Annotated in this window: 20 protein-coding genes; 13 read left to right on the top strand and 7 right to left on the bottom strand. The window is 70.1% G+C overall.

What is annotated here, in order from left to right; all coding sequences use genetic code 11:
- Window positions 1–75: 75 nt before the first annotated feature.
- Genes HNR40_RS30915 through HNR40_RS30935 form a run of 5 tightly spaced genes read right to left on the bottom strand, consistent with a single transcriptional unit; the run spans window position 76 to window position 5,840 of the window.
- Entirely contained in the window at window positions 76–1,515 is a 1,440-nt protein-coding gene (locus HNR40_RS30915; RefSeq protein WP_246509667.1) for a lipopolysaccharide biosynthesis protein, read from the bottom strand.
- Window positions 1,503–2,357 (bottom strand): sulfotransferase family protein, encoded by an 855-nt coding sequence (locus HNR40_RS30920; RefSeq protein ID WP_184967520.1) that lies wholly within the window; start codon window positions 2,355–2,357, stop codon window positions 1,503–1,505. Before HNR40_RS30920 ends, HNR40_RS30915 begins: the two co-directional genes overlap by 13 nt.
- On the bottom strand, window positions 2,354–3,259 hold the full coding sequence (locus HNR40_RS30925) for a hypothetical protein (protein ID WP_184967522.1): 906 nt from the start codon (window positions 3,257–3,259) through the stop codon (window positions 2,354–2,356). The genes HNR40_RS30920 and HNR40_RS30925 overlap by 4 nt, the downstream gene beginning before the upstream one ends.
- Window positions 3,256–4,524: a hypothetical protein gene (locus HNR40_RS30930; RefSeq protein WP_184967524.1), complete on the bottom strand. Its 1,269-nt coding sequence runs from the start codon at window positions 4,522–4,524 to the stop codon at window positions 3,256–3,258. Before HNR40_RS30930 ends, HNR40_RS30925 begins: the two co-directional genes overlap by 4 nt.
- A complete protein-coding gene (locus HNR40_RS30935) occupies window positions 4,521–5,840 on the bottom strand; it encodes a Wzz/FepE/Etk N-terminal domain-containing protein (protein ID WP_184967526.1) in 1,320 nt (439 codons plus the stop codon). The genes HNR40_RS30930 and HNR40_RS30935 overlap by 4 nt, the downstream gene beginning before the upstream one ends.
- A gap of 419 nt (window positions 5,841–6,259) precedes the next feature.
- Here HNR40_RS30935 and HNR40_RS30940 point away from each other — a divergent pair, with 419 nt between their 5' ends.
- Window positions 6,260–7,318 (top strand): glycoside hydrolase family 26 protein, encoded by a 1,059-nt coding sequence (locus HNR40_RS30940; RefSeq protein WP_184967529.1) that lies wholly within the window; start codon window positions 6,260–6,262, stop codon window positions 7,316–7,318.
- Window positions 7,319–7,322: 4 nt separating this feature from the next.
- Here HNR40_RS30940 and cysC read toward each other — a convergent pair whose 3' ends face one another.
- Entirely contained in the window at window positions 7,323–8,525 is a 1,203-nt protein-coding gene (gene cysC / locus HNR40_RS30945; protein ID WP_376773531.1) for an adenylyl-sulfate kinase, read from the bottom strand.
- A gap of 102 nt (window positions 8,526–8,627) precedes the next feature.
- On the opposite strand from cysC, the gene HNR40_RS30950 reads away from it, so the two are divergent.
- Window positions 8,628–9,116, top strand: a complete 489-nt coding sequence (locus tag HNR40_RS30950) for a SigE family RNA polymerase sigma factor (RefSeq protein ID WP_312896572.1) — start codon at window positions 8,628–8,630, stop codon at window positions 9,114–9,116.
- The gene (locus HNR40_RS30955) at window positions 9,113–10,285 is read left to right on the top strand and encodes a hypothetical protein (protein WP_184967536.1); all 1,173 of its coding nucleotides are present in this window, start codon (window positions 9,113–9,115) and stop codon (window positions 10,283–10,285) included. Before HNR40_RS30950 ends, HNR40_RS30955 begins: the two co-directional genes overlap by 4 nt.
- Here HNR40_RS30955 and HNR40_RS30960 read toward each other — a convergent pair.
- On the bottom strand, window positions 10,278–10,994 hold the full coding sequence (locus tag HNR40_RS30960; RefSeq protein ID WP_184967538.1) for a class I SAM-dependent methyltransferase: 717 nt from the start codon (window positions 10,992–10,994) through the stop codon (window positions 10,278–10,280). The two genes, HNR40_RS30955 and HNR40_RS30960, sit on opposite strands and share 8 nt — an antisense overlap.
- 742 nt (window positions 10,995–11,736) lie before the next feature.
- Between HNR40_RS30960 and HNR40_RS56595 the strand changes: the two genes are divergently transcribed.
- The 10 genes from HNR40_RS56595 (at window position 11,737) to HNR40_RS31010 (ending at window position 24,532) form a co-directional block, all read left to right on the top strand.
- On the top strand, window positions 11,737–12,363 hold the full coding sequence (locus HNR40_RS56595; RefSeq protein ID WP_184967540.1) for a GNAT family N-acetyltransferase: 627 nt from the start codon (window positions 11,737–11,739) through the stop codon (window positions 12,361–12,363).
- 527 nt (window positions 12,364–12,890) lie between these two features.
- The gene (gene mfd / locus HNR40_RS30970; RefSeq protein ID WP_184967542.1) at window positions 12,891–16,379 is read left to right on the top strand and encodes a transcription-repair coupling factor; all 3,489 of its coding nucleotides are present in this window, start codon (window positions 12,891–12,893) and stop codon (window positions 16,377–16,379) included.
- 27 nt (window positions 16,380–16,406) lie between these two features.
- On the top strand, window positions 16,407–17,030 hold the full coding sequence (locus HNR40_RS30975; protein ID WP_184967544.1) for a SurA N-terminal domain-containing protein: 624 nt from the start codon (window positions 16,407–16,409) through the stop codon (window positions 17,028–17,030).
- Window positions 17,031–17,032: 2 nt separating this feature from the next.
- A complete protein-coding gene (locus HNR40_RS30980; protein WP_184967546.1) occupies window positions 17,033–17,965 on the top strand; it encodes a nucleoside triphosphate pyrophosphohydrolase in 933 nt (310 codons plus the stop codon).
- Between the two features lie 90 nt (window positions 17,966–18,055).
- Window positions 18,056–19,945, top strand: a complete 1,890-nt coding sequence (locus HNR40_RS30985; RefSeq protein WP_184967548.1) for a WD40 repeat domain-containing serine/threonine protein kinase — start codon at window positions 18,056–18,058, stop codon at window positions 19,943–19,945.
- 68 nt (window positions 19,946–20,013) lie between these two features.
- Window positions 20,014–21,291: a phosphopyruvate hydratase gene (gene eno / locus HNR40_RS30990; RefSeq protein WP_184967550.1), complete on the top strand. Its 1,278-nt coding sequence runs from the start codon at window positions 20,014–20,016 to the stop codon at window positions 21,289–21,291.
- Between the two features lie 72 nt (window positions 21,292–21,363).
- Window positions 21,364–21,792, top strand: coding sequence for a septum formation initiator family protein (locus HNR40_RS30995; RefSeq protein ID WP_184967552.1), 429 nt, complete (start codon window positions 21,364–21,366; stop codon window positions 21,790–21,792).
- On the top strand, window positions 21,782–22,270 hold the full coding sequence (locus HNR40_RS31000; protein ID WP_184967554.1) for a DUF501 domain-containing protein: 489 nt from the start codon (window positions 21,782–21,784) through the stop codon (window positions 22,268–22,270). Before HNR40_RS30995 ends, HNR40_RS31000 begins: the two co-directional genes overlap by 11 nt.
- On the top strand, window positions 22,267–23,202 hold the full coding sequence (locus tag HNR40_RS31005; RefSeq protein ID WP_184968106.1) for a Ppx/GppA phosphatase family protein: 936 nt from the start codon (window positions 22,267–22,269) through the stop codon (window positions 23,200–23,202). The genes HNR40_RS31000 and HNR40_RS31005 overlap by 4 nt, the downstream gene beginning before the upstream one ends.
- A 172-nt stretch (window positions 23,203–23,374) precedes the next feature.
- A complete protein-coding gene (locus HNR40_RS31010; protein WP_184967556.1) occupies window positions 23,375–24,532 on the top strand; it encodes a hypothetical protein in 1,158 nt (385 codons plus the stop codon).
- The last annotated feature ends 91 nt before the right edge of the window (window positions 24,533–24,623 follow it).

Consider the following 24,623-nt stretch of genomic DNA (forward strand, 5'->3'; position numbering starts at 1 on the left):
GGTGGCCTGGGTTCCTGGGTGCGGGGGAAGCGGGATTGGGTCTTGGTTCGGGGGTGTGGGGGAGCAGGGTTGGGGTCATGGGGTGGACCAGGTTTGGGGGCGGAGGGCGGTGAGGCTGTGGCGGCCGAAGGGGTGGAGGCCGTAGCGGCGGTGGAGTTGCCAGAGCGGGAGCAGGTTTTTGACGATCACGCCGCCGGACCAGCCGAGCACCGCGCCGACGGCCCCGTGTGACGGGATCAGCGCCAGGTCGAGCGCGAGCGTGCAGGCGATGGCGGCGATCAGGTTGAGGAGGCTTGAGGTGGTGTGTCCGGCGGCGGTGAGCACCACGTCGACCATGCCGCACGCGGTGGCCAGCATCATCGTCGCGGACAGGATCAGCGCCACGGGTACGGCCGCGCCGTATTCCTGGCCGAAGATCCGCAGCAGCCAAGGCGCGATGGCCGCATAACCGAGCCAGACGGGCCAGGTCAGCAGCACCAGCCACATGGTCGTGGCCTGGTAGAGCTCGCGGGCGCGTACCAGGTCGCCGCGGGCGAGTGCCTGGATGAGCCGGGGTTGTGCGGCCTGGGCGAGGCCCTGGTTGGCGAGCTGGCCGATGACCTTGAACCGGGTGGCGGCGGTGTAGACGGCGGCAGGGGCGGGCCCGGCCAGCATCGCGACGATCACGATGTCGAGCCGCTGGAAGATCGCCTGGATGGCTCCGGCCGCCGACCTCGGCGCGGTGTAGCGCCACAGGTCGTGCCCGGTGCCGGGCAGGTAGGGGGTGCGTGGCAGCCGCCCGCGCAGGCTGAAGACCGCCAGCGCCAGCACCACCGGGTACGGCGCCGCCCAGGCCGCCAGCAACAACCCCTCCGGCGAGCCCCCAGCCCAGCCTCCTGCCGAACCCTCGGGCGAGCCACCTGCCGAACCCTCCTGCGAGGTCCCCGCCGAGCCCCCTGATGAGCTCCCCGTCCAGCCCTCCGGCGAGCCAGCTGCCCAACTCTCCGGCGAGCCGGCGGGCCACCATCCGCGTGTCCACGCCAGACAGGCAACCGCCACGAGGACGAGCTGGGCCACCGGGAGCAGGATGCCGTCGTACAGCACGGTCGGCCGCATCACGCCGAACCCGCGCGTGGCCGCCAGCAGGATGTCCGCGGCCACCATGACGGGCAGGACCAGCGCGACTATCCCCAGCTGTGGATAGAGAACGACCCCCGCGACCGAAGCCAGCACCACCCCCGGCACCAACGCCGCCCTGACATATCCGGAAATGCCCCGATAATCAAAGGTCTTCGCCCGCGCGATGAAGAAGATCAGCCCGTTGCCAGCGTCCAGCTTGGCCACCCCGGCCACCATCAGCGCCAGCGCCACCGCGGTGAAGAACGACCCGGCCACCGACACCTCGAAGGCCCTGGTCACCAGCACCACGAGCACGAACTGCGCCACCGCCCCGGCGGCCGCCCCGGTGAGCCCGGCCACGCCGCCCCTGGCGACCTGGCGCAGCGACGCCCGCCGTACCCCGGTCACTGGCGCCATGACGGATCACCGCCCAGCCATCGCACGAGCTGCTGGTCGTAGACCTCGAAGTGGTCGCGCAACGTCTGCCGCAGCGACTCCGCGACCGGCTTGGGCAGCGGTCGCCCGTTGTGCCGCTCGAAGACCGGATCGCCCAGGCGCGGGACTTCCAGGAACTCCAGCACCCGGTCATAGATCCGCTCGGGCGTGCGGAAGAACCGGTGGCTGTCGATCACCAGGATGCGATCCTGTCCGAACAGCGGCTCCAGCCGGTCGAGCTGCTCGGCGTAGCGGCCGCGGGCCAGGTAGGCGTGGTGGCGGTGGGAGTGGTGGACCGCCTCCGGCCGGCTGCGGAGCAGCTCCTCGGCGCCGGCCAGCCGCTTGTCCTCCAGCTCCACCGCGTACTCGAAGTGCGACTCGGTCTCGAAGCCGCGGGCCAGCTCGTGCGCGTGGGCCGAGCAGGCCCGCTCCACGGGGTCGCGCACGAGCACGATCAGCTTCACCTCCGGCAGGTCACGGGCGATGCGCTCACCGGCCAGCGGATGGAACAGGTAGTACGGCGACGACTCGAACGCCAGCGGCCGGTGCCCGTGCTTACGCGCCAGCAGCGCCGCGCCCACCTTCAGCGGGAAGTGGCCCTGGTACCAGGGCATGCCGCGCGCGTAGTCGACGTCGAAGTAGTGCACGCCCTTGTGCAGCACCGGCTTGAGCAGCAGCGGATGCTGCGCCAGCGCGCGGTAGAGCGAGGTGGTGCCGCACCGCTGCGCGCCGACGATCAGGAACGACGGCAGGATCCGCCCGGCCGAGGTGAATCTGCCCGTGGTCCGCGAGACGGCCAGCACCGATTGCTTCATCGCGTTCATGTGAGCAGCTCCTGGGAGTCGACGAGCGGGTTGAGCCAGGTGCTCGGCGAGCCGAGCGGCTCGTGGCCGTCGGCGGCGTGCCGGTCGGCCAGCGCGATCAGGTAGAACAGGGCGGTCTGCCGGGCGACGGCGGAGCTCAGCCCGAGCGGCGCCAGCACGCCCACGGCCTGGGCCAGGCAGGCACGGGCGGCGGTGGGCGCGTCCATCCTGCGCAGCGCGCGCTGGAACAGGTGGTGAAGGGCGTCGAAACCATAGGGCACGCCGGTTTCGTACCGCTCCCAGTCCCAGACCAGCAGGCGGCCGTCGGCCGACGGGCAGATGTTCCACGGGGAGAGGTCGCCGTGCCAGGCGTGCTCGGTGCCACCGGTGGCGGCGATTTCCTTGACCGCCCGGCCCAGCAACGTCGCCGGCACCCGGCCCCGGCCGGTGACCGGCAGCGGAGACAGCGCCAGCACCGAAAGGTCGCGCCAGAGGGCGTGGTGGAGGACGGTCGGCGGCTGGACCGTCTTCAGCGGCAGGTCGGCCAGCCGCTGGAGCGCGCGGGCCTCGTTGGCGATCAGTTCCTGGGCGCGCGGGGTGTCGCCGATCTTGACGAAGGCGATCAGCCCGGACTTGGTGTGCGCCTCCAGGATCGGCTTGCGGTTGGCGCGTCTGGCCGGCCGTACGTGCAGGACGGTCTCGACGCGGACGCCGAAGACGTCGCCCAGGTACGCCGAGATCGACCCCTCGACCGGAACCATCACCCTGGGCCCGAGTGCGGCGTGCCACCACCGGCGCGGCGCCAGCCGCCGGGGCAGCAGCGCGTGCGGCAGCAGACTGTACGGCTGAGGCGACCCGTGACCGGGAAACAGCACCCTGACGGTCTGGCCGAGATAGCGCAGCCGGATCTTCGCGTCGTTCATGTCGTGTTCCTCCACAGGAGGGCGAAGGAGATGAGGTAGAGGCTGAGCGGCGTGACCAGGCCGTCGTAGACGAACATGTAGAGCAGCACGAGCAGCATCACCAGCACCCCGGCCAGCCCGACGGGGCTGCGGTCGCGCCAGTGACGGCGCACCGCGCCGGCGAAGAAGGCCACGTAGAGGACGGCGCCGGTGACGCCCTGGGTGATGAGCAGCAGCCAGAGCTGCCCGTCGCTGCCCAGCGGCGGATGGCCGCAGCCGGTGCACCAGTCGGTCTTGCCGGTGGTGATCGTGCGGTGGTTGCCGGTGGCGTTGCGGGTGTTGCCGAAGCCGATCACGGGGGAGTGGGCGGCGGCCTCGATCGTCGCCGAGACGGTGAACGCCCGGATGTCGTTGGAGTGCGGGTTGTCCAGGCGCTGGATGACCAGCGCGGCCAGCGGGCTGAGCGCGAAGACCAGCGCCGCGGTGGTGGCGATGGCGCAGACGGTGAGCCTCGTCCGGCCGCCGACCCGGAGCACGAGGTAGAGGGCGGCCAGGCCGAGGCCGATCCACAGGCCGCGGTTGAGCGAGTAAACAACGGGGACGGCGGCCAGGGAGATCAGCACCACGGCGGCGGCCTTGCGGCGCCGCCCGCCGTACACCCACCAGCCGACCACGAACCAGACCAGCAGGATCGACAGGTTGCTGCCCCAGGCGTTGGCCCATTCGAAGGGGGCCTCGGGGCGGGGCAGGCCGTAGCCGAGCACCTTCTGCGTCTGGGCGGCGGTGGGGTGGATGAGGTTTTGCACGAAGGAGTTGCCGGCGATCCAGTCGGGCAGCACGAGCTCGACCGGCGAGGTGTAGGAGAACTTCGGGAACAGGACGCCGAGCAGCCCGCCGGCCACCGTCCAGACGAACAGCACGCCCAGCATCCGCACCAGCCGCAGCTGCGACAGCTCCTGTTTCGTGAGGTTGCCCAGGTAGAGGACGACGACGAACAGGGAGGCGTAGAGCGCGAACCGCATGCCGTAGCCGATCAGCCGCCCCGGCCCGAGGCCGCCGTAGGTGCCGGGCGGCGCCTCGGCCAGCGCCAGCCCGCTGACCAGATAGCCGGCCAGCAACAGCACCCACAGCCCAGCGCCGCGCGGCAGCCTGATGGGCCGGCGCCGCCACAGGATGAGCGCCATCGGCACCGCCATCACCACGACCGACAGCCCGCCGAAGCCCAGGGCCCACCACACGGGGTAGCCGACGAGAAGCGCGGCGATCGGCCACGCCGGATCCTTCACGGCCTTTTGCCGGGAGTGTCGGTGATGGCGGGCATGGGGGTGGTCTCGGGTTCCGGCACGGGCGCGGGAACGACGAGCTTGTCGAGGGTCTGCGACAGCTTGGGCAGCGCCCTGGACTTCTCCGGCGGCGCCGGCAGGTCGCCCGTGCAGGTCACCGCGCCGATGATCGGCACGTCGTGCCTGCTCAGATGGCGTACGGCTGCCGCGACGTCCGCGGCCACCGCCTTGCGCAACGTGATCAGGAGGATCGCCGCGTCGGCCTTGGCCAGGTCGCTCACGTCGTCGCCGTTGAGCACCGACAGCGGGGCGCGGGAGGCCAGCGGGGCGGCCAGGGCGTGCGCGCCGGGACCAGGCGGCACCACCCTGACCAGCAGTCGCTTGCCCGGACAGGCGGCGACCACCGAGGAGGCCAGGTCGTGGAGCGTGCCCTTGTCCAGGACCTTGACCTGATCGGACAGGTCGGCCAGGACGGCGACGCCGGTCAGCCGCTCGACGTCGGCGGCGCGGCGCAGCCGGGTGTCGAGCTGGTCGCGGCCGTAGCCGGCGGCGGAGCCGGCCAGCAGGCCGAGCATGAGGCCCGCGCCGAGATAGAGCGGCAGGCTGGGCGCGCTGGGCGCGGTCGGCATCGCCGCCTCGCTGATCACCGTGCCGGGCGTGAGGGCGAGCGTCTTCAGGCCGTCGTACTTCATCGTCAGGCTGAGTGCCTGCCGGTTGAGCACGCTCTGCCGGTGGGTGGCGACGGCGTGGCCCGCGGTGCCCCTGCGCAGCTTGGCCACCTGCTCGGCGGTGTCGCCGAGGGCGGTGTTGACCTGTTTGAGCTTGGCCAGGAGCGCCTTCTGCTGGGCGGCGAGCGCGGTCTGCGCGGATTCGGTGCGATGGGCCAGATACGCCTGCGCGTAGGCCCGCGACTGCGCCGCGGCCGTCTCCGGGTCCGCCGCGGTGACCGCGATCGCCAGCACGGAGGAGTTGGGCGGCACGCTCACCTCGGCCGGCTCGGCCGCCGGGATCTTGAGCGCGGTCGCCGTCATGGCCGCCACGACGGCCGACTGCGCGATCTGCGCCTCGGTGTCGAGGTTGAGCGCCTCGCGCTGGCGGCTGGTGACCTGGTTGGTCTGCTCCTGGACGCCGACCGGGGCGACCAGCACCTCGGTGGTCGCGGTGTAGGCGGGCGGGACGAGCCTCCAGAGGCCGAGCGCGGCGGCGACCGCGGCCAGCAGACAGCCGGCGAAGAGCAGCTTGCGCCTGCGGAGCAGCGACAGGTGCTCCGCCAGGTCCGTGCCGGAGCTACGGGCCTGGACGGCCGGCGGCGGGCTCATGGAAGTGTTTACCCCGTGCTTCCGATCGGCGACTCTGCGTCACTATAGGGCGCGCGGATATTGCCCCGTTTGAATACGGAAGATTTTCTCCGGTACGGCTCCGCCATCCGCCTGGAAATGTCCCACGATAATAGGGAAATGCCACTCAAAATCGGGCGAAAGGAATTGGCGGCGGAGTCGATTCCGCGGTGACTGATCGGCGCTCTCGGCAAGCTCGGTTCCCCGAGTGTACCTGCGATTTCTCGCGCGTCGAACCACCCCGGCCGTGGAAAACCGGGAAGGTGGCACTGGCTGAAAGTGTCGCCCGGCCGTGGCAAAGTTGCAACGTTGTTTTACCCCGGGGTGGGGGTCCCGGGAGGAAGGACAAAGGGGTCGACGTGTTTCAACGGGGAATTCTGGTTAAAAGCCGAAAAATCGGCATGAGGGTGCTGCTTATCGGCGTTCTCCTGCCGGTCGCGGCCTGCAGCGGCGCCGAGGGCGTGCGTGATCCTGGCCCGGGCGACGCCGAGCGGGTCAACGGAAGGCTGGGCATCGACCGGTCGCCCGCCTGCGCGGTCACGGCCAAGCTCATCCCGTCATGCGGCGCCTGGTGGGGCATGGCGCCCGAAATTTTCACCGGGCTGCCGGTCGGCAGGGCCGTACAAAAAGCCGAGGAGCGGATGGGCGCGACCGCCGACATCGTGCACGTCTACCACCGGGGGAGCGAGCTGTTTCCCACGGACAAGGAGATCGCTCTCGCCCGAGACCCGCTCAAACCGCGCATGCTGCTCATCAACTGGAAGCCGTCGTTCGAGCAGACGTGGGCCGAGATCGCCGACGGCGCGCTCGACCGCCGGATCGACCGGCTGGCGGAGCACGTCCGCGACACGTTCCCGGAGCGCTTCTTCCTCACGATCCACCACGAACCGGAAAACGACGTCGTGCCGTCGGCGGGCTCCGGCATGCAGGCGGCCGACTACGCCGCGATGTTTCGGCACGTGGTGCTCCGGCTGCGGGAGAAGGGCGTGAAGAACGCCGTCACCGTCATGACCTACATGGGCGCGCCCAACTGGGCGGCCAAGTCCTGGTTCCAGAGCCTCTATCCGGGTGACGACGTCGTCGACTGGGTCGCCATGGACCCCTACGCCGACGCCAACGTGCGCGACCTGGCCGGACTGGTCAACAAGACCCGCAAGGACTACCCCGGCTGGCCGGGCTTCTACCGCTGGATGCAGTGGCGCTTCCCCGGCAAGCCGATCATGGTCGCCGAATGGGGCGTCTTCGAGCGCTGGAGCGACCGCGCCTTCAAGCGTGCCTTCTACGAGTCGGTCCGCACCCAGATCAAGCACTTTCCGCAGATCAGGGCGCTGGTCTACTTCGACTCCCCGAAGGCGCCGCGCGGCGACACACGTTTCGACACCACCGCGGAGGGCCGCCGCGCCTTCACCGACCTGGCCCGCGACCCCTACTTCCGCTCCACCAAGGTTCCGCGCCCCTGAAACGTCAGCGGATCCAGCGCCCGGCGCGCAGCGTGTCCAGCACCCGCGACACCGCCGCCTCGATCGAGAGGTGCGTGGTGTCGATCGTGAGGTCGGCGTCGTCGGGCTCCTCGTACGGATCGGAGACGCCGGTGAACGACGGGATGGCGCCGGAGCGGGCCTTGGCATACAGGCCCTTGCGGTCGCGCCGCTCGCACTCCTCCAGCGGCGTGGCCACGTGGACCAGCAGGAAGTCCGCCCCGACCCCCTCCACCATGGCCCGCACCTCGTCCCGGGTCCGTGCGTAGGGGGCGATCGGGGCGCAGATGGCCAGGCCGCCGTGCCGCGCCGTCTCGGCGGCGACGAAGCCGATGCGCCGGATGTTGAGGTCGCGATCCTCCTTGGAGAACGTCAGCCCCTTCGACAGCAGGTGCCGCACCACGTCCCCGTCGAGGTAGGTGATCGTCCTGCCGCCCTCTTCGAGCAGCGCGTCGCGCAGCCCGCGGGCGATCGTGGACTTGCCGGAACCCGACAGACCGGTGAAGAACACCACGAGCCCGCGCCGGTGCGGCGGCCCGGGGATCTTCACGGGCTCCGGGCCTGCCAGGTGCTCGGTGGCGCCGTAGGCGGTGGCGACGTGCTCGCGGAGTTCGAGGTCGAGCTCGGGTTCCTCGCGCGGCGCCAGGGGCACGGGGACGACGAGGGTGTCCTCGGGGAGCTGGTTCTTGGCCTTGAGCGCGGCTCGCACGACGGCCGGGCCGGCTTCGCCGTACGCGAGAGGAAGAAGGAGGATGCGCGCGCCGAGCTCCTTGGCGGTGGCGACGACCTCGCCGAGGTCGTCGAGGGGGCCGCGCATCGTGACCGCGAGCGTCTCGCGCCCGCCCAGCTCGGCGCGGACCCGCTCAGGGGTACGGCGCAGCCGCGCGAACGGCCCGTGCTCCGGCGGGTTGAGGCTCCTGAGCGGCCCGGTGGCGCCCTGCCCGGTCACGGTGACCACGGCCAGCGGCAGACCTTCCGGATCGAGCAGGGTGACCTCGTCGCCGGGTCCGGCCTGGTCGGGCAGGTGGAGCGTCACCGGCGCCGGCCAGGGCGTGCCGTCGGCCAGGGTGCCGCGCTCCTCGACGGAGTGCAGATCGTCGTGCCCAAGGAAGCCCTTGAGCGGCTCGAACGCCCCTGACAGGAGAAGTTCGAGATCGGCGAGTTCGCGCTCGTCTGGGGTGAACTCCACGTATTCCATCCCAAGTGAATCGGTAGGAAGGAACTCTAGCGTGCGGCAGGCATAGCGGGACGGTGCATGCGGCGTCTTAGGGGTGACCCATTGGAGGTGAACGTGGACGAACCAGCCTTCCGCGAGTTCGTCGCGGCGCGGTCTCCCGCCCTGATGCGGCTGGCGTTCCTGCTGACCGGCGGCGACCAGCACGCGGCCGAGGACCTGGTGCAGATCGCGCTGTCGAAACTCGCGGGGAAATGGCGGCGGGTGAGCACGCCCGAGGCATATGTACGCCAGGTCATGTACCGCCAGCAGGTGAGCTGGTGGCGGGCGGCCGGGCGGCGGCCGGAGGTGGTGCGCCCGGCGGTGCCAGAGCTGCCGGACGCGGACGCCACCCACCAGAGCGAACTACGCATGGTCTTACGCGGCGCGCTGGCCACGCTGACCCCGCGGCAGCGGACGGTCGTGGTGCTGCGCTACTTCGAGGACCTGCCCGACCACGAGGTGGCCAAGGTGCTGGGCTGCTCGGTCGGGACCGTGCGGAGCACCGCACACCGATCGCTCGCCAAGTTGCGGGAGCTCTTCCCGGAGCTGGAGGTAGTGGGATGACGAAGCAGTTGCGCGAGGTGATGGGCGAGTGGGCCGACGAGGTCCAGGTGCCGCACGACCTGGCCGACCGGGCGCTACGGAGGCGTGCCCGGCGACCCTGGGTCTATGGCGCGCTGGCGGTGGGCGTGGCGGTGGCGCTGGCCGTGGCGGCGATGATCGTGCCGAGGGAGAAGGACATCGTGATCAGGCCCGCGACCGAGGTGACGCTGCCCGCCCGGCCGTCACCGGCGCCGACGGACGTGCGGGCGGACGTGGAAAACGTCCCGCCCAAGAACATGATCGCGGCGGGGAACTACGCGATCTCCTCATATTTCGTGTACTCGACGGAGAAACTGGGCGGCCGGTGGGAGCGCCGCCGCCACACCTGGTGGCTGCTGAACCCCCGGACCGGCACCTACGAGAAGACGCCCTACGCGTGGCTGGACGTGGCGCCGGGCCTGCAGGTGGCAGCCGTGCTCGAAGGCGAGGTGATGGGGCGCAGGATCGGCATCCTCGACATGAACACCGGGCAGTTCCTGACCTGGATCGAGCTGGACCAGGACATCATGAGCCTGCAATGGTCACCCGACGGCACGAAACTGCTGGCCACCGCCTACACCGAGTACCCCCTGCGCTGGAAGCGGAAGGACCCCACCACCACATCGATCGAGCCGACGACCCGCACCGGCTTCTACGTCGTGGACGTGCCGACGAAGAAGGTGGAGTTCCGCCCCATGCCCATCGACGAGAACATCCTCCCCACCGGCTCGCAGGACTTCAACTGGAGCCAGGACGGCAAGCTGGTCTGGGAGGGCCGCGGGGGCGAGCCGAGACGTGCCTACTTCACCCTGGACGGACGTGCGCACGAGGCGCCTCAGGAGGCCTATTCCAGCGCGGGCGTCACGCCGTTGTCGCCCAACGGCGCCCTGCTGCTCGGCGACGCCGGCATGCCCACCTCGATCACCGAGAAGGCGACCGGCCGCGTGGTCGGCAGGCAGCAGGCGTTGCAACTCCAGGCATGGGCCGACGACGAGAGCGTCATCGCGCTGAGGTGCGCGCGCGAGTGCGACAACGAGTTCGACGCGGCGCTGATGCTGATCGGCGTGGACGGCACGGAGAAGCGGCAGCTCAGCGGATACCAGAACAGCGTCAAGGAGGGCGCCTGGGTCTGGGCGCTGACGCCTAGATGAGCCGGGCGAAGTGGTTCTGGGGTTTGCGGATGACCATCGTCACCTCGTCGTGAGAGGACGGGAGGCGGCCGCGCGTGAGCTTGTCCACGAGCGCGACGGCCGCACTCCCGATCCGCCCCATGGCGGGGCCGGTGGTCGCCGTCTGGTCGTCGGTGATCATCAGGCCGCGGGTGAGGCAGAAGGCGTGCATGCCGTCGCGCGAGGTGATCGGCTCGTACACGGCCGGCAGCGGCCCCGGAGTGCCCTCGGCGACCAGCCGCTTCCAGAGCAGCGAGCGCAGCCACGACGGGACGGCCCGGTCGCACCACCCATAGGCGGAACGCCGATCGCGCATCCTGAGCAGCACCAGCCCGCCCGGCCGCAGAGCCTGCAGCATGCGGTCGAGAACCAGCTCGGCATGCTGGATCCGCTCCAGCAGGAACGTCAGCTGGATCACGTCGAACGACCGCGGCGGCATCGGCACCGACCGCATGTCACCCAGCGCCCACGACGCCAGATCCTGCCGCGCCTCGACGACCGCCCGCACAGCCGGCAGCTCCTCGTCGACCCCGGTGACCCTGGTCTCCATCCGCTCCAGAAGGAGCGGCTCGTCACGCGCGCACCCGGCGATGAGAATGTCGAGCCGCCGCCCCAGCTGCTCGGTCCACTGCTCGCGGATCCGCTGACCAAACAGGTCGCCCCGCAGAGCGACCGCACGCACCTCTGACATGTCACCAACAGTAATCACTCGATCGCTCTTAGTTGCGCATTTCTCCACTCTTCCCCGCCCTCTTTCCCCCACCACCCGCGTTCGTCCGCTTCCATCACCTGTGAGCCAAACCTCCCGTCCACTCCCTCCCGTCATGCGATGAAGCTCCCGCGCGGTGCCAGCCCCGCCGACGCCCTGCCTCCATCCCCGCTGTTGCGTCACGCTGCCCGGTGCGTCTCTACCGCATCGCGCCGCGCCCGTCCGTCGCGGCCGCCGTCTGCCGCGCCTCGCTTCACGTCGGTCCTTCACGGCAGGCCACCCCTCTGCGTGTTGGTCGCGTCTGGCTTCACGCCGGTCTGTTGCTTGTGCATGCCTGTCACGTCTGGTCTCAAGCCGGTTCTTGCTTGTGCGTGTCTGTCGCGTCCGGTCTCACACCGGTCTGTTGCTTGTGCGCGTCAGGTCTCACGCCCATCCGTTACGGCAAGCCGCCCCCACGCCCCCCGCCGCCATGGGCGCGCCTCCGTGCAAGGTCGCCCGGCAGTCGGACAAACGCACCGCCGTAACGGCGCCCGCTCACCACCCGCGCGGAAACCGCACACCGGGGCCGCATGGAAACCCGTGAACCGGAGCTTGAACCGGAGCTTGAACCGGGGCTTGAATCGGGGGCCGCGCGGAAACCCGTGAATCGGAACCACGTCGAAACCCGTGAATCGGGACCGACTCGTAATGCGGCAAGTGGGGATATTTCTGGTGAAATGTCGGGGTGGAGACGCTGAAGGACCTCCTTGACGGCGTGGCGGCCGGACACCTGCCCGCTCCCGACGGAGCCGTGGACCTCCTCCCGCAACCCACCACCCGAGACCTGGGCATCATCGCCTTCACCGCCCACACCGTGGTCTTCGCCGACCTCCACCCCATCTGGCTGCGCGCCCGCCTGCCGGAAGGCGACCTGTCGGCGCCGCTGAACCCGCCCTTCCTCCGGGCCCTGGAACGCAAGACCGGCCGCCGCGTGGACGGCCTGGACATGCTCCTCCTAGCCCAGCCTCTCCCCGGCCCACCGGCGGCGGCCCTGACCGAGGTCACCAGCCGCGCCCATCCGAGGGTCGCGCGAGCCCACCGCCACCGCGACGGCGTACGCGCATGGGGATGCGAGGGCGGCCTCCTCGTCCTGGGCCGGGGCGTCGCGGGCCGCTGGGAGGCCGCCGTGGAGATCGCCCCAGAACACCGGGGCAGAGGACTGGGCCGCACCCTGGCCACCGCCGCCCGCCACCTGGCCCCCGAACCCGTCTGGGCCCAGGTGGCCCCGGGCAACGCCGCCAGCGTCCGCGCCTTCCTCGCCGCCGGCTTCCTCCCCATGGGCTCAGAAGCCCTCCTCCCCCCACCCGACTAACCCCCACCCCCACCCCCACCCCCACCCCCACCCCCACCCACCTCTCGATCGGCCGTCGCCGGGATTTGGCCGCCTGGGCATGGTGCGCCACCTGGGTGCGGGGGCGCGTGGGTGGTGAGCGGGCGCCGTTACGGTGGCGCGTTCGTCCGACTGCCGGGCGACCTTGCACGGACGTTTTGCCCGCGTCGGTGGGAGGCGTTTGCGTGGCGGAGCCGTAACGGATGGGGCGGGTGTGTGGTGTGCGGTGGAGGACGGGCGCGGAGGGTAGAGCGCGCGGGATGTGCGGCGGGTGGGACGCGCGGGATGTGCGGCAACAAGCAGGCGAGGAGACGAGGAGACAAAGAGGAGACGAAGAAGGGAGGAGACGAAGAAGGGAGGGAAGGGCGGCGGGAAGGCGAAAGGGCGGGGGAGGGCAAGAGACGGGTGGGAGAGGGACAGTAGGGTGGGAGTTGACCCCCGCGACCGATGCAGGCCGGGGGTAGTCGTGTTGCCCCGGGCTGGGGCGATCATGTTGCGTGGGGCTGTGGATGAGTCTTTCCGGACTGCTTGACCTTGTTGCCGCCGATCCCAAGTTGACCGCCGCTCTCGAGGAGGGCGGCGATGTCGCGCTGGTCGCGCCCGCGGCCATGCGGCCGTTCGGCGTGGCCGCGCTGGCCGGACATGATCAGCGGACTGTGCTGGCCGTCACCGCTACCGGGCGTGAGGCCGAGGATCTGGCGGCGGCGCTCACGAGCCTGATCGAGCCCAGCACCGTCGCCGTCTTTCCCGCCTGGGAGACGCTGCCGCACGAACGGCTCTCGCCGCGCAGCGACACCGTGGGCCAGCGGCTCGCGGTGCTCAGGCGGCTGGCGCATCCGGTCAGTGGCGACGTTTCGGCTGGGCCGCTGAGTGTGATCGTGGCGCCGGTGCGCGCCCTGCTGCAGCCCATCGTGAAGGGGCTCGGCGATCTTGAGCCGATCCGGCTGCGGGCGGGTGACGACGCCGATCTGGACGACGTGGTCGACCGGCTGGTCACGAACGGCTACCACCGCGTGGACATGGTGGAGCGGCGTGGCGAGGTGGCGGTGCGTGGCGGGCTGCTGGACGTGTTCCCGCCGACGGAGGAGCATCCGCTGCGGCTGGAGTTCTGGGGCGACACGGTCGAGGAGATCCGCTGGTTCAAGGTGGCCGACCAGCGCTCGCTGGAGGCGGCCGAGGACGGGTTGTTCGCGCCGCCGTGCCGTGAGCTGCTGCTGACGCCCGAGGTGCGGGAGCGGGCCAGGGCGCTGGGGGAGGAGCATCCTTCGCTGGCTGAGGTGCTCGACCAGCTGGCCGAGGGTCTGCCGGTGGAGGGGATGGAGGCGTTCGCGCCGGTGCTGGCGGGGGAGATGGACCTGCTGGTCGATCATCTGCCGGCGCGGTCGGCGGTGTTCGTGTGTGATCCGGAGCGGATCCGCGGGCGGGCCGAGGAACTCGTGCGGACTTCTCAGGAGTTCCTGGAGGCGTCGTGGATCAACGCGGCGGCCGGTGGCGAGGCGCCCATCGATCTCGGCGCCGCGGCCTTCAGGACGCTGGACGACGTGCGCGGGCACGCCGACGCGCTGGGGCAGCAGTGGTGGACGCTGGCGCCGTTCGGATCCGGGGTGGAGCTGGACGCGCACGACTCCGAGGCGTATCGGGGCGACACGGCGCGGGCGCTGGCCGACATCAAGGGCTGGCTGGCCGAGGACAAGGCGGTCGTGCTGCTCAGTGAGGGCATGGGCTCGGCCGAGCGTATGGTCGAGCTGCTCAAGGGCGTGGACGTTCCCGCCCGTCTGCAGAAGTATCTGGACAAGGCGCCGGAGCCCAAGGTCGTCCACGTCACCACCGGCCTCATCGAGCACGGCTTCGTCACCAAGGATCTCGCCGTCCTCACCCACCTCGACCTCGTCGGGCAGAAGGCCTCCACCAAGGACATGCGCCGCCTGCCCAGCCGCCGGCGCAACATGGTCGACCCGCTCCAGCTCAAGGTCGGCGACCACGTGGTGCACGAGCAGCACGGCGTCGGCCGCTACATCGAGATGGTCCAGCGCACGATCCAGGGCGCGACCAGGGAGTACCTGGTCATCGAGTACGCCAAGGGCGACCGCCTGTATGTGCCCACCGACCAGCTCGACGAGGTCACCAGGTACGTGGGCGGCGAGGCCCCCACGCTCAACCGCATGGGCGGCGCCGACTGGGGCAAGGCCAAGGCCAAGGCCAAGAAGGCCGTCAAGGAGATCGCCGGCGAGCTGATCAGGCTCTACAGCGCTCGCATGGCCAGCCCCGGCCACGCCTTCGCCGCCGACTCGCCGTGGCAGCGCGAGATGGAGGACGCCTTCCCGTATGCGGAGACCGGCGACCAGCTTGAGGCCATCGACGAGGTCAAGCGGGACATGGAGCGCGGCGTCCCCATGGACCGCCTCATCTGCGGCGACGTCGGCTACGGCAAGACCGAGATCGCGGTGCGCGCGGCCTTCAAGGCGGTCCAGGACGGCAAGCAGGTCGCGGTGCTGGTGCCCACGACGCTGCTGGTGCAGCAGCACATGTCGACGTTCACCGAACGGTTCTCCAGCTTCCCCGTCTCGCTCAAGCCGGTCTCCCGCTTCCAGACCGACGGCGAGGTCAAGGGCACGCTGGAGGGGTTGCGCTCGGGCGCGGTGGACATCGTCATCGGCACCCATCGCCTGCTCAGCCCCGAGGTGCGCTTCAAGGACCTCGGCCTGATCATCATCGACGAGGAGCAGCGCTTCGGCGTCGAGCACAAAGAGGCCATGAAGCACCTGCGCACGCAGGTGGACGTGCTGGCGATGTCGGCCACGCCGATTCCGCGCACGCTGGAGATGGGCCTGACCGGCATTCGCGAGATGTCCACGATCCTCACCCCGCCCGAGGAGCGGCACCCGATCCTCACCTTCGTCGGCCCCTACGACGAGAAGCAGCTCACCGCCGCGATCCGCCGCGAGCTCATGCGCGACGGCCAGATCTTCTTCGTGCACAACCGGGTGGCCTCCATCAACCGGGTGGCCGCGCGGGTCAAGGAGCTCGTGCCCGAGGCCCGCGTCGCGGTCGCGCACGGCCAGATGAACGAGCACCAGCTCGAGAAGATCATGGTGGGTTTCTGGGAGCGCGAGTACGACGTGCTCGTGTGCACCACGATCGTCGAGTCCGGGCTCGACGTGCCCAACGCCAACACGCTCATCGTCGACCGGGCGGACAACTACGGGCTGTCCCAGCTCCACCAGCTGCGCGGACGCGTGGGCCGGGGCCGCGAGCGCGGCTACGCCTACTTCCTGTATCCGCCGGAGAAGCCGCTCACCGAGACCGCGCACGAGCGCCTGGCCACGATCGCCCAGCACACCGAGATGGGCGCCGGCATGTATGTCGCGATGAAGGACCTGGAGATCCGGGGCGCGGGCAACGTGCTGGGGGCCGAGCAGTCGGGGTTCATCGCCGGGGTGGGCTTCGATCTCTATGTCCGGTTGATGGCGGAAGCCGTACAGGAGCAGAAGGCGAAGCTGTCGGGGCAGGCGGTCGAGCAGGAGCACCACGACGTGAAGGTCGAGCTGCCGATCAACGCGCACATCCCGCACGACTACGTCACCTCGGAGCGGCTGCGGCTGGAGGCCTACAAGCGGATCGCCGCGATCGCCTCCGACCTCGGCATCGACGAGGTGCGCGCCGAGCTCACCGACAGGTACGGCAAGCCGCCCGTGCAGGTCGAGAACCTTCTGGCGGTGGCGCGTTTCCGGCTCAGGGCCCGGCAGGCGGGGCTCACGGACGTCACGCTGCAGGGGCAGAACATCAAGTTCGGCCCGGTCGTGCTGAAGGAGTCGCAGCAGGTGCGCCTGGACCGGCTCTACAAGAGCGCCATCTACAAGCAGGCGGCGAAGACGCTCCTGGTGCCGATGCCGAAGACCAAGCCGGTGGGCGGGCAGCCTCTTCGCGACCTGGACCTGCTCAAATGGTGCGGGGACCTGGTCGAGGCGATGTTCCTGGAGCCCGCACGGGTAAGCTAGCGCCGGTTTTTGTCGGAAAGGATGCACGTGAAGTCGATTCGAGTGGCCGTGGCCGCCGCCGCGGTGGGTGTCGCGCTGACCGCCTGCTCCAGCCCGGTCGAGGCGGGCGCCGCCGCCGTCGTCGGTGGGGAGCGCATCGCGGCGAAGGACCTCAACTCCGAGGTCCAGCAATATGAGAAGGCGCTGACCGCGGCGCGGCTGGACGCGAGCGCGCTTCAGGTGCCGCTCAACCAGTTCGTGCTGTTCCGGATGACGAACGAGGCGGTCTACCGCCAGCTCGCGCAGAGGTACAAGGTCCAGGTCAGCGAGTCGGAGATCGACACCGCGCTGAAGGACCCGGGCCAGCAGCAGACTCCGGCGATGAACCTGCTGTCGAAGGGCGTGCCCCCGGGCGACGCCCGCGACTACCTGCGCGGCGAGCTGTCGATCCAGAAGATCCTCCAGCAGTTCGGCGGCGCCCAGAACCAGCAGGCGATCGAGAAGCTCCGCACGGAGTTCACCACGGTCAAGGTCACCTACAGCCCGCGCTACGGCCGGCTGAACACGCAGCCGACGCAGGAGAACCCGTCGATGTTCGTCGACACAGGCCGCTTCGGCAAGCTCACCCCCACCCAGCAGCCGCAGCAGCAGCAACAACCGCCGCAGAGCTGAGCATGCCGCTCATCGTCGTCACCACCTCGCCCAGGGTCGCTCCCGGCCTGCTCAGCCACCAGGCGTGGCAGGCGCTGCGCTCGGGCGAGGTGCTGACCGCCTCGGCCGCCCACCCGCAGCTGCCCTACCTCGCCGAGGCGGGCGTCGAGGTCACGGTCGGCCCGCAGAATCCGGCCGAGCTGGTACGGCGGGCCGTCGGCGCCACGCTCGTCTGGCTGGCCATGGACGACGAGGACTTCCTGCGCGCTGCCGGGCACGCGGCCCTGGCGCTGGACGAGCCGCCGGTGATCGAGATCGTGCCCGGCTCCTACGACCTGCCGGGTGCCCGGGTGCTCGACCTGGTCGGCGTGATGGACCGGTTGCGGGTGGAATGCCCCTGGGATCGGAAGCAGACGCACGAGACGCTGGTGCCGTATCTGCTGGAGGAGGCGTACGAGGTCCTGGAGACGATCGAGCACGGCGACTATCCGGCGCTGCGCGAGGAGCTGGGTGACCTGCTGCTGCAGGTGGTCTTCCACGCGCGGGTGGCCGAGTCGTTCGACATCGACGACGTCGCGGAGGGCATCGTCGAGAAGCTGGTCAGGCGGCACCCGCACGTGTTCGGCAGCGTCACGGCGGAAACCGCCGACGAGGTGAACGACAACTGGGAGGCCATCAAGGCCGCCGAGCGGGCCGAGAAGGGCACCGAGTCGATCCTGGACGGCGTGCCGATGGGCCAGCCGTCGCTGTCGCTGGCCGCCCAGCTCGTCCGGCGGGCCGAGCGGTCCGGCGCCCCGGAGGCGCTGGCGCAGGCGGTGGGCCAGGGGGTGGCCCGCGAGCTGTTCGACCTGGTGCGCCGGGCCCAGGACGCCGGCCTCGACCCGGAGGCGGAGCTGCGCGCGGCGGCCCGCGACTACCGCGAGCGCGTGCGCAACTGGGAAACGCGCACCACCTGAGCACCGGCGTGATCCGCGCCCGATTAAACCCAAGTGGCGGGATATGTCGGGAGATGTCAGGATCGAGCGGGGTTACGGGGGGAGTTGCGAATGGCTGAGGTGCGCCGCCTGAGATCGGGCGAACCTCGTGAAGTGGCGGGATACCGCCTGATAGGCGTGCTCGGCGACGGCGGGCAGGGCTCGGTGTACCTGGGGGAGGACACCGAGCGGGGCCAGGTGGCGGTGAAGGTGCTGCACGCCCGGCTGGTCAGCGACCGCAGGGCGGTACGCCGCTTCCTGGCCGAGGCGCAGACCGCGGAGAAGGTCGCCGGCCACGGCACGGCCCGGGTCATCGAGGCCGGGGTCCTGGACGACCGGCCGTACCTGATCAGCGAGTTCGTGGACGGCCCGTCGCTCCAGCAGTACGTGGTCCAGAACGGCCCGATGAATGGCGCGGCGCTGATGACGCTGGCCACCGCCACCGCGCGGTCGCTGGCCGCCATCCACGAGGCGCAGATCGTGCACCGCGACTTCAAGCCGAACAACGTGCTCATGGGCCCCGACGGCCCGCGGGTGATCGACTTCGGCGTCGCGCGTACTCCCGAGTCGGCGACGACCGCGACCAGCTCCGTCGTCGGCACGCCCGGCTACATGGCGCCCGAGCAGATCTCCGGCGAGAGCGTGACGCCGGCCTCGGACATGTTCGCCTGGGCCTCCACCATGGCCTACGCCGCCACTGGCACGTCGTTGTTCGGCGGCGACTCGATCCCGGCGGTCATGCACCGCATCCTTAACGCCTCGCCCGACCTGTCCGGCATCGAGGAGCCGCTGCGCTCGGTGCTCACCTCGTGCCTGGCGAAGGTCCCCGCCCACCGGCCCGGCGCGGCCGAGGTCCTCAGGGCGCTGACCAGGCGTACTGAGGAGACCAGGCCCGTCGTGCGGCGGGTCAGGCGGCGCAGGCGGCGGATGGCGCTGGCGGGCCTGGCCCTCGTGGTGATGTTCGGCGGCGCGATCGGGCTGACGATGCGCGGCGGCGGGGTGACCGCCGCGGGCGACGAGGGTGCCTCCTCGGAGGCCGACGGCCCGCGCGTGACGGCGTTCGGCGACTTCGACAACAAGATCTCCAAGATCGCGCTCGGCTCCCTGAGCAACGTGAGCATGGTCGCCGCGGCCAACGAGACCACCCAGCGCATCGACCTGTGGAACCCCGACGGCGGCCAGATCATCAATTCCGTCCCGATGGGCGCCAAGGACATCGGCTCGCTGGCCTTCGCCAAGATCGGATCCAAGCAGGCCATCGTCTGGTCGGCGGCCGACGGGGCGATCCGCGTGTGGCAGCCGGGGCAGGGCAACGCCGTCCAGACGATCAGGGCGTGCAAGGGCAAGGGCCGGGCGGCGATGTCCGTCGTGCCCGCGCAGAAAGGCGCCTCCGCGTACGTGAGCTGCGCCGACGGCCGCATGCAGGCCTGGGACCTGGCCAGCGGCAAGCAGGCGAGCCTGTGGCGGCTGGGCCAGTCGGTCCACGACGTGGCCTGGGCGGGCGCCGGCACGAACGTGTTCGCGGTCATGAGCAAGGGACTCCTGCAGCGCATCGACCCGTGGGACAGCGGCACGGTCAAGGCCAGGGCGGTCGTCGAGTCGGGGGCGCCGGCCTCCGGCGTCGAGGCGGCCGACGGGCTGGTCGCGGTCCGCGTCGAGGGGGTCGGCGTGAAGATCTACGACCAGTCGGGGGAGCGGCAGCGGTGCACCGTGAAGATCCCCTCCAAGGCGGCGTCCCCGACCACGCCCACCGACGACTTCGCGCTGAGCAAGGGCGCGCTGGTCACCGGCGTCGACGGGCTGACCGTGTGGAATCCGCGCACCTGCGAGCGGGTCAGGGATCTGCCCTCGACGAGCGGGCCCTTCACCGCCCTGGCGATCGGCCAGTTCAACGGCAGGAAGTCCGTCGTGGTGGCCAAACCTGACGAGGAGATGGCGATTTGGGACCTTGCGGGGTGGTAACCGTACCGGCTGGTAGACCTCGATAGGCTCTGGGAGCGAAACTGCCCTTCGACTCTAGGAGCTTTGACGTGGCTACCATCGAGGTCGTCTACGCCCGCGAGATCCTCGACTCTCGTGGTAACCCCACCGTTGAGGTCGAGGTGGTGCTCGACGACGGAAGCACCGGCCGCGCGGCCGTGCCCAGCGGCGCTTCCACCGGCCAGTTCGAGGCCGTCGAGCTGCGTGACGGCGGCGCGCGCTACCTCGGCAAGGGCGTCGAGAAGGCCGTGCTCGCGGTCACCGACGAGATCTTCGACGAGGTGCACGGCGTCGAGGCCGAGGACCAGCGGATCATCGACCAGATCATGATCGACCTGGACGGCACGCCCAACAAGTCCAAGCTGGGCGCCAACGCCATCCTGGGCGTCTCGCTGGCCGTGGCCAAGGCCGCCGCCGACAGCGCCGAGCTGCCGCTGTTCCGTTACGTGGGCGGCCCCAACGCGCACGTGCTGCCCGTCCCGATGATGAACATCCTCAACGGCGGCGCCCACGCCGACACCAACGTGGACATCCAGGAGTTCATGATCGCGCCGATCGGCGCGTCGAGCTTCAAAGAGGCCGTCCGCATGGGCACCGAGGTCTACCACGCGCTCAAGGGCGTGCTGAAGGAGAAGGGCTACGCCACCGGCCTGGGCGACGAGGGCGGCTTCGCCCCCAACCTGCCCTCCAACCGCGACGCGCTCGACCTCATCCTGGTCGCGATCGAGAAGGCCGGCTACACGCCCGGCGAGGACATCGGGCTCGCGCTCGACGTGGCCGCCTCCGAGTTCCACAAGGACGGCGTCTACACCATCGACGGCAAGGGCCTGTCGGCCGCCGAGCTGATCGCCTTCTACGAGGACCTCGTCGCCAACTACCCGCTGGTCTCCATCGAGGACCCGCTCGACGAGGACGACTGGGAGGGCTGGAAGGCCATCACCACCGCACTCGGCGACAAGGTGCAGCTCGTCGGCGACGACCTGTTCGTGACCAACCCCGAGCGCCTGGAGCGCGGCATCCGCGAGGGCTCGGCCAACGCGCTGCTGGTCAAGGTCAACCAGATCGGCACCCTGTCCGAGACCCTCGACGCGGTCGACCTGGCCCACCGCAACGGCTACAAGTGCATGATGAGCCACCGCTCCGGCGAGACCGAGGACACCACCATCGCCGACCTCGCCGTCGCCGTGAACTGCGGCCAGATCAAGACCGGCGCCCCCGCCCGCTCCGACCGGGTCGCCAAGTACAACCAGCTGCTGCGCATCGAGGAGCTCCTCGACGACGCCGCCCGTTACGCGGGTCGCGCGGCTTTCCCGCGCTTCCAGCGCTAGTTTCGGGTACGGCCGGCGTCCACGGCGGACGCCGGCCCTACCAGCACGGCCCGAAAGCCCGGGAGGGACGCATTGGCGAAGAGACCGCAGCTGACCGGACGGGCCGCCATCCTCGCGGTGGTGGTGTGCGCGATCGCGATGAGCCTGGCGTATCCGGTGCGCGAATACATCGCCAACCGGCGCAACATCGCCGCGCTCGAGGAGCAGAAGGCCCAGGTCGAGGCCGAGCGGCAGGCGCTGGCCGAGGAGTCCAGGCGGATCAGCGACCCCAACTGGGCCAAGCGCACCGCCAAGGAGCGGCTGCACTACTGCGGCCACGGCGAGAAGTGCTACGTGGTGACGCGGCCGGACGCGAGCCCGCAGAAGGTGGCGGCACAGGAGCAGGCGGACATGCCGCCGTGGTACCAGACGTTGTGGGAGTCCATCGAGGCTGCCGACACCGGCAAGGGGCAGAAGGCGCCCACAGGGGAGAAGACCATTAGGGATAAGAGTGGAAAGTAGCGACATCGACGCGGTCACCCGGCAGCTCGGCCGCCCGCCGAGGGGCGTGCGCTCGGTGGCGCACCGCTGTCCCTGCGGCAACCCCGACGTGGTGGAGACCGCGCCGCGGCTGCCCGACGGCACGCCGTTCCCCACGCTCTACTACCTGACCTGTCCCAAGGCGACCTCCGCCATCGGCACGCTCGAAGGCTCCGGTCTGATGCGCGAGATGCAGGCGAGGCTGGCCGAGGACCCCGAGCTGGCCGCCGCCTACCAGGCCGCCCACGACGACTACATCGCCCGGCGTGACAAGGCCGCCGAGGACGAGGACATGGAGCCGCTGCCGCGCGACATGCAGAGCACCGGCGGGATGCCGCTGCGGGTCAAGTGCCTGCACGCGCTGGTCGCGCACGAGCTGGCGGTGCCGGGCGGCAACCCGTTCGGCGGGGAGGCGCTCGACGCGCTCGGCGAGTGGTGGAAGGACGGCCCGTGCGTATGAGCACGCGGGTGGCCGCCATCGACTGCGGCACCAACTCGGTGCGCCTGCTGATCGCCGACGTGGCCGGCGACTCGCTGCGCGACGTCGAACGGCTGATGGAGATCGTCCGCCTGGGCGAGGACGTCGACCGGACCGGCCGGCTGGCGCCGCAGGCGCTGCGGCGCACGTTCGCCGCCATGCGCCGCTACCGCGAGCTGATCGACCACCACGCCGCCGAGGAGACGCGGGTGGTGGCCACGAGCGCCACCCGGGACGCGGCCAACCGGCAGGAGTTCGTCGAGGGCGTGCGCGAGATCTTCGGCGTCGATCCCGAGGTGGTCAGCGGGCGGGAGGAGGCCGAGCTCTCCTTCACCGGCGCGACCAGGGGCCTGGCCGGGCTGTCGCCGGAGGCGGGGGCGCGCCCGCCGTACCTGGTGCTGGACATCGGGGGCGGTTCGACGGAGTTCGTGGTGGGCGACGACCGGGTCGAGGGGGCGATCTCGGTCGACGTCGGCAGCGTACGGCTGACCGAGCGTTACGTCAGGAACGATCCGCCGACGGTCGCCGAGCTCGAATCAGCGGTGGCCGATATCGAGGCGGCGCTGGATCGGGTGGCGGAATCTGTACCGGTTCAGAAGGCGCGGACATTGGTCGGCCTCGCCGGTTCGGTGACGACGCTCGCCGGTATGGCCCTCGACCTGCCGACATATGACTCGGATAAAATTCACCACTCCCGGATTTCCGCCGGGCAGGTTCACGAAGTAACCCGCAGACTTCTTTCGATGACGCATGGTGATCGTCTTGCCGTGCCGGTGATGCACCCCGGCAGGGCCGACGTCATCGGGGCCGGCGCGCTGATACTCGATCGTGTCCTGAGGCGGTTCGCATTTTCGCAGGTCATCGTCAGCGAGCACGACATCCTCGACGGAATTGCATGGTCGGTCGCCCGATAAGGTCGCGAAATCGGTACGTTACCGGGGTTGATTCGTATTGTGACTGCAATCTGATCTGTGCTTAAGTGAGGAAGCTTTACGGGGGCTTTGCCATATTGTCGTGCACAGATAGTGGCGACGTGGCGACCGTTCCCGAGCGCATCTAGTTCCTCACGGAATGGAGCACTCTCAGATGAAGTCCACTGTGTTGGCACGGAGGGTGGCGGCGCTCGGCGCCACTACCGCCGTGCTGGCCGCCATGGTGTCGGGTCTTATGGCCACCCCGGCATCCGCGGCCTCGACCGCCTCGGCGAGCAAGGCCACCACGGCCGGCGCCAAGGTGACCTCCTCCAAGGCCAAGGTGTCGGTTTCGACGCCCAAGGCCAACCCTCGTTCCTACGAGGGCGCCTGTCCTGTTCAGGTCGATGTCACGTCCCGCATCAAGGTTTCCTCGTCCAAGGGCACCAAGGTCTCGTACCGGTGGCTGCACGGCGACGGATCCAAGAGCGGCGTGAAGACCGTCAAGGTCGGCAAGGGCACCAAGTACATCAACGTCAAGACGAGCATCGACTTCGACGAGGATGTCCAGGGCTGGGAAGCCCTCCAGGTCCTGAGCCCGCGGAAGGTGACGTCCCGCAAGGGTTACTTCGACGTCAGCTGCCACAAGGGCCCGGTCCGCACTGACAAGGACCCGCAGGTCTGGGCGCGCGCTTGGGCGAGCCCCGACAGCTACGTCGGTTCCTGCACCCCCGGCGACAAGATCGACTTTGTTGGCCTGATCAAGGTTTCCGACCCGACCTGGGTCCGTTACCGCTGGGTCCTCAACGGTCACGTCGTCGACTACGGCAAGGTCAAGGTCTGGGACTCCCGCCGGGTCTACTTCGGCTTCTCGCCGAAGTACAGCCACCGCGGCTCCGCCGTTCTGGAGATCCTCGGCCCGGACCGCACGTCCTCCAACCGCGCCTACTACAAGGTGTGGTGCAAGGACGAGGCTCCGGCCGTGAAGGTCTCCGCTTCGAACGTCTCCGCGGTCACCAACCAGACCGACTGCAAGGTCAGCGCGTCCGGCACCGTCAGCTCCAACGGCCGTGCCCGCGTCGAGTACTCGTGGTCGGTCAACGGCAGCACCGTTTACCGTGGCACGGCCTACTTCGGCTACCACGGCGGTTCTGAGCGGGTCTCGTTGCCGGACCACGCCCTGACGGGCGCGGCGCGCGACGGTGGCGTCGTCACGTTGTCGGTCTCCGGGCCGAACAACAGCGACTCCTCCGCCGACCGCTACGTGGGTTGCAAGGCGGCTACCACGCCTGCGCCCACCGAGAGCCCTGCGCCTCCCCAGATCTGGCGCTAACCACGCCAGGGGACTACCAGGATTGATCTGAGGCCGGACGGCGCCCGCAGCGGCGCCGTCCGGTTTCTTCTTGCCACTATTACGCATTGCA

The sequence above is a fragment of the Nonomuraea endophytica genome (assembly GCF_014203235.1).
GTDB classification, from domain to species: Bacteria; Actinomycetota; Actinomycetes; order Streptosporangiales; family Streptosporangiaceae; genus Nonomuraea; species Nonomuraea endophytica.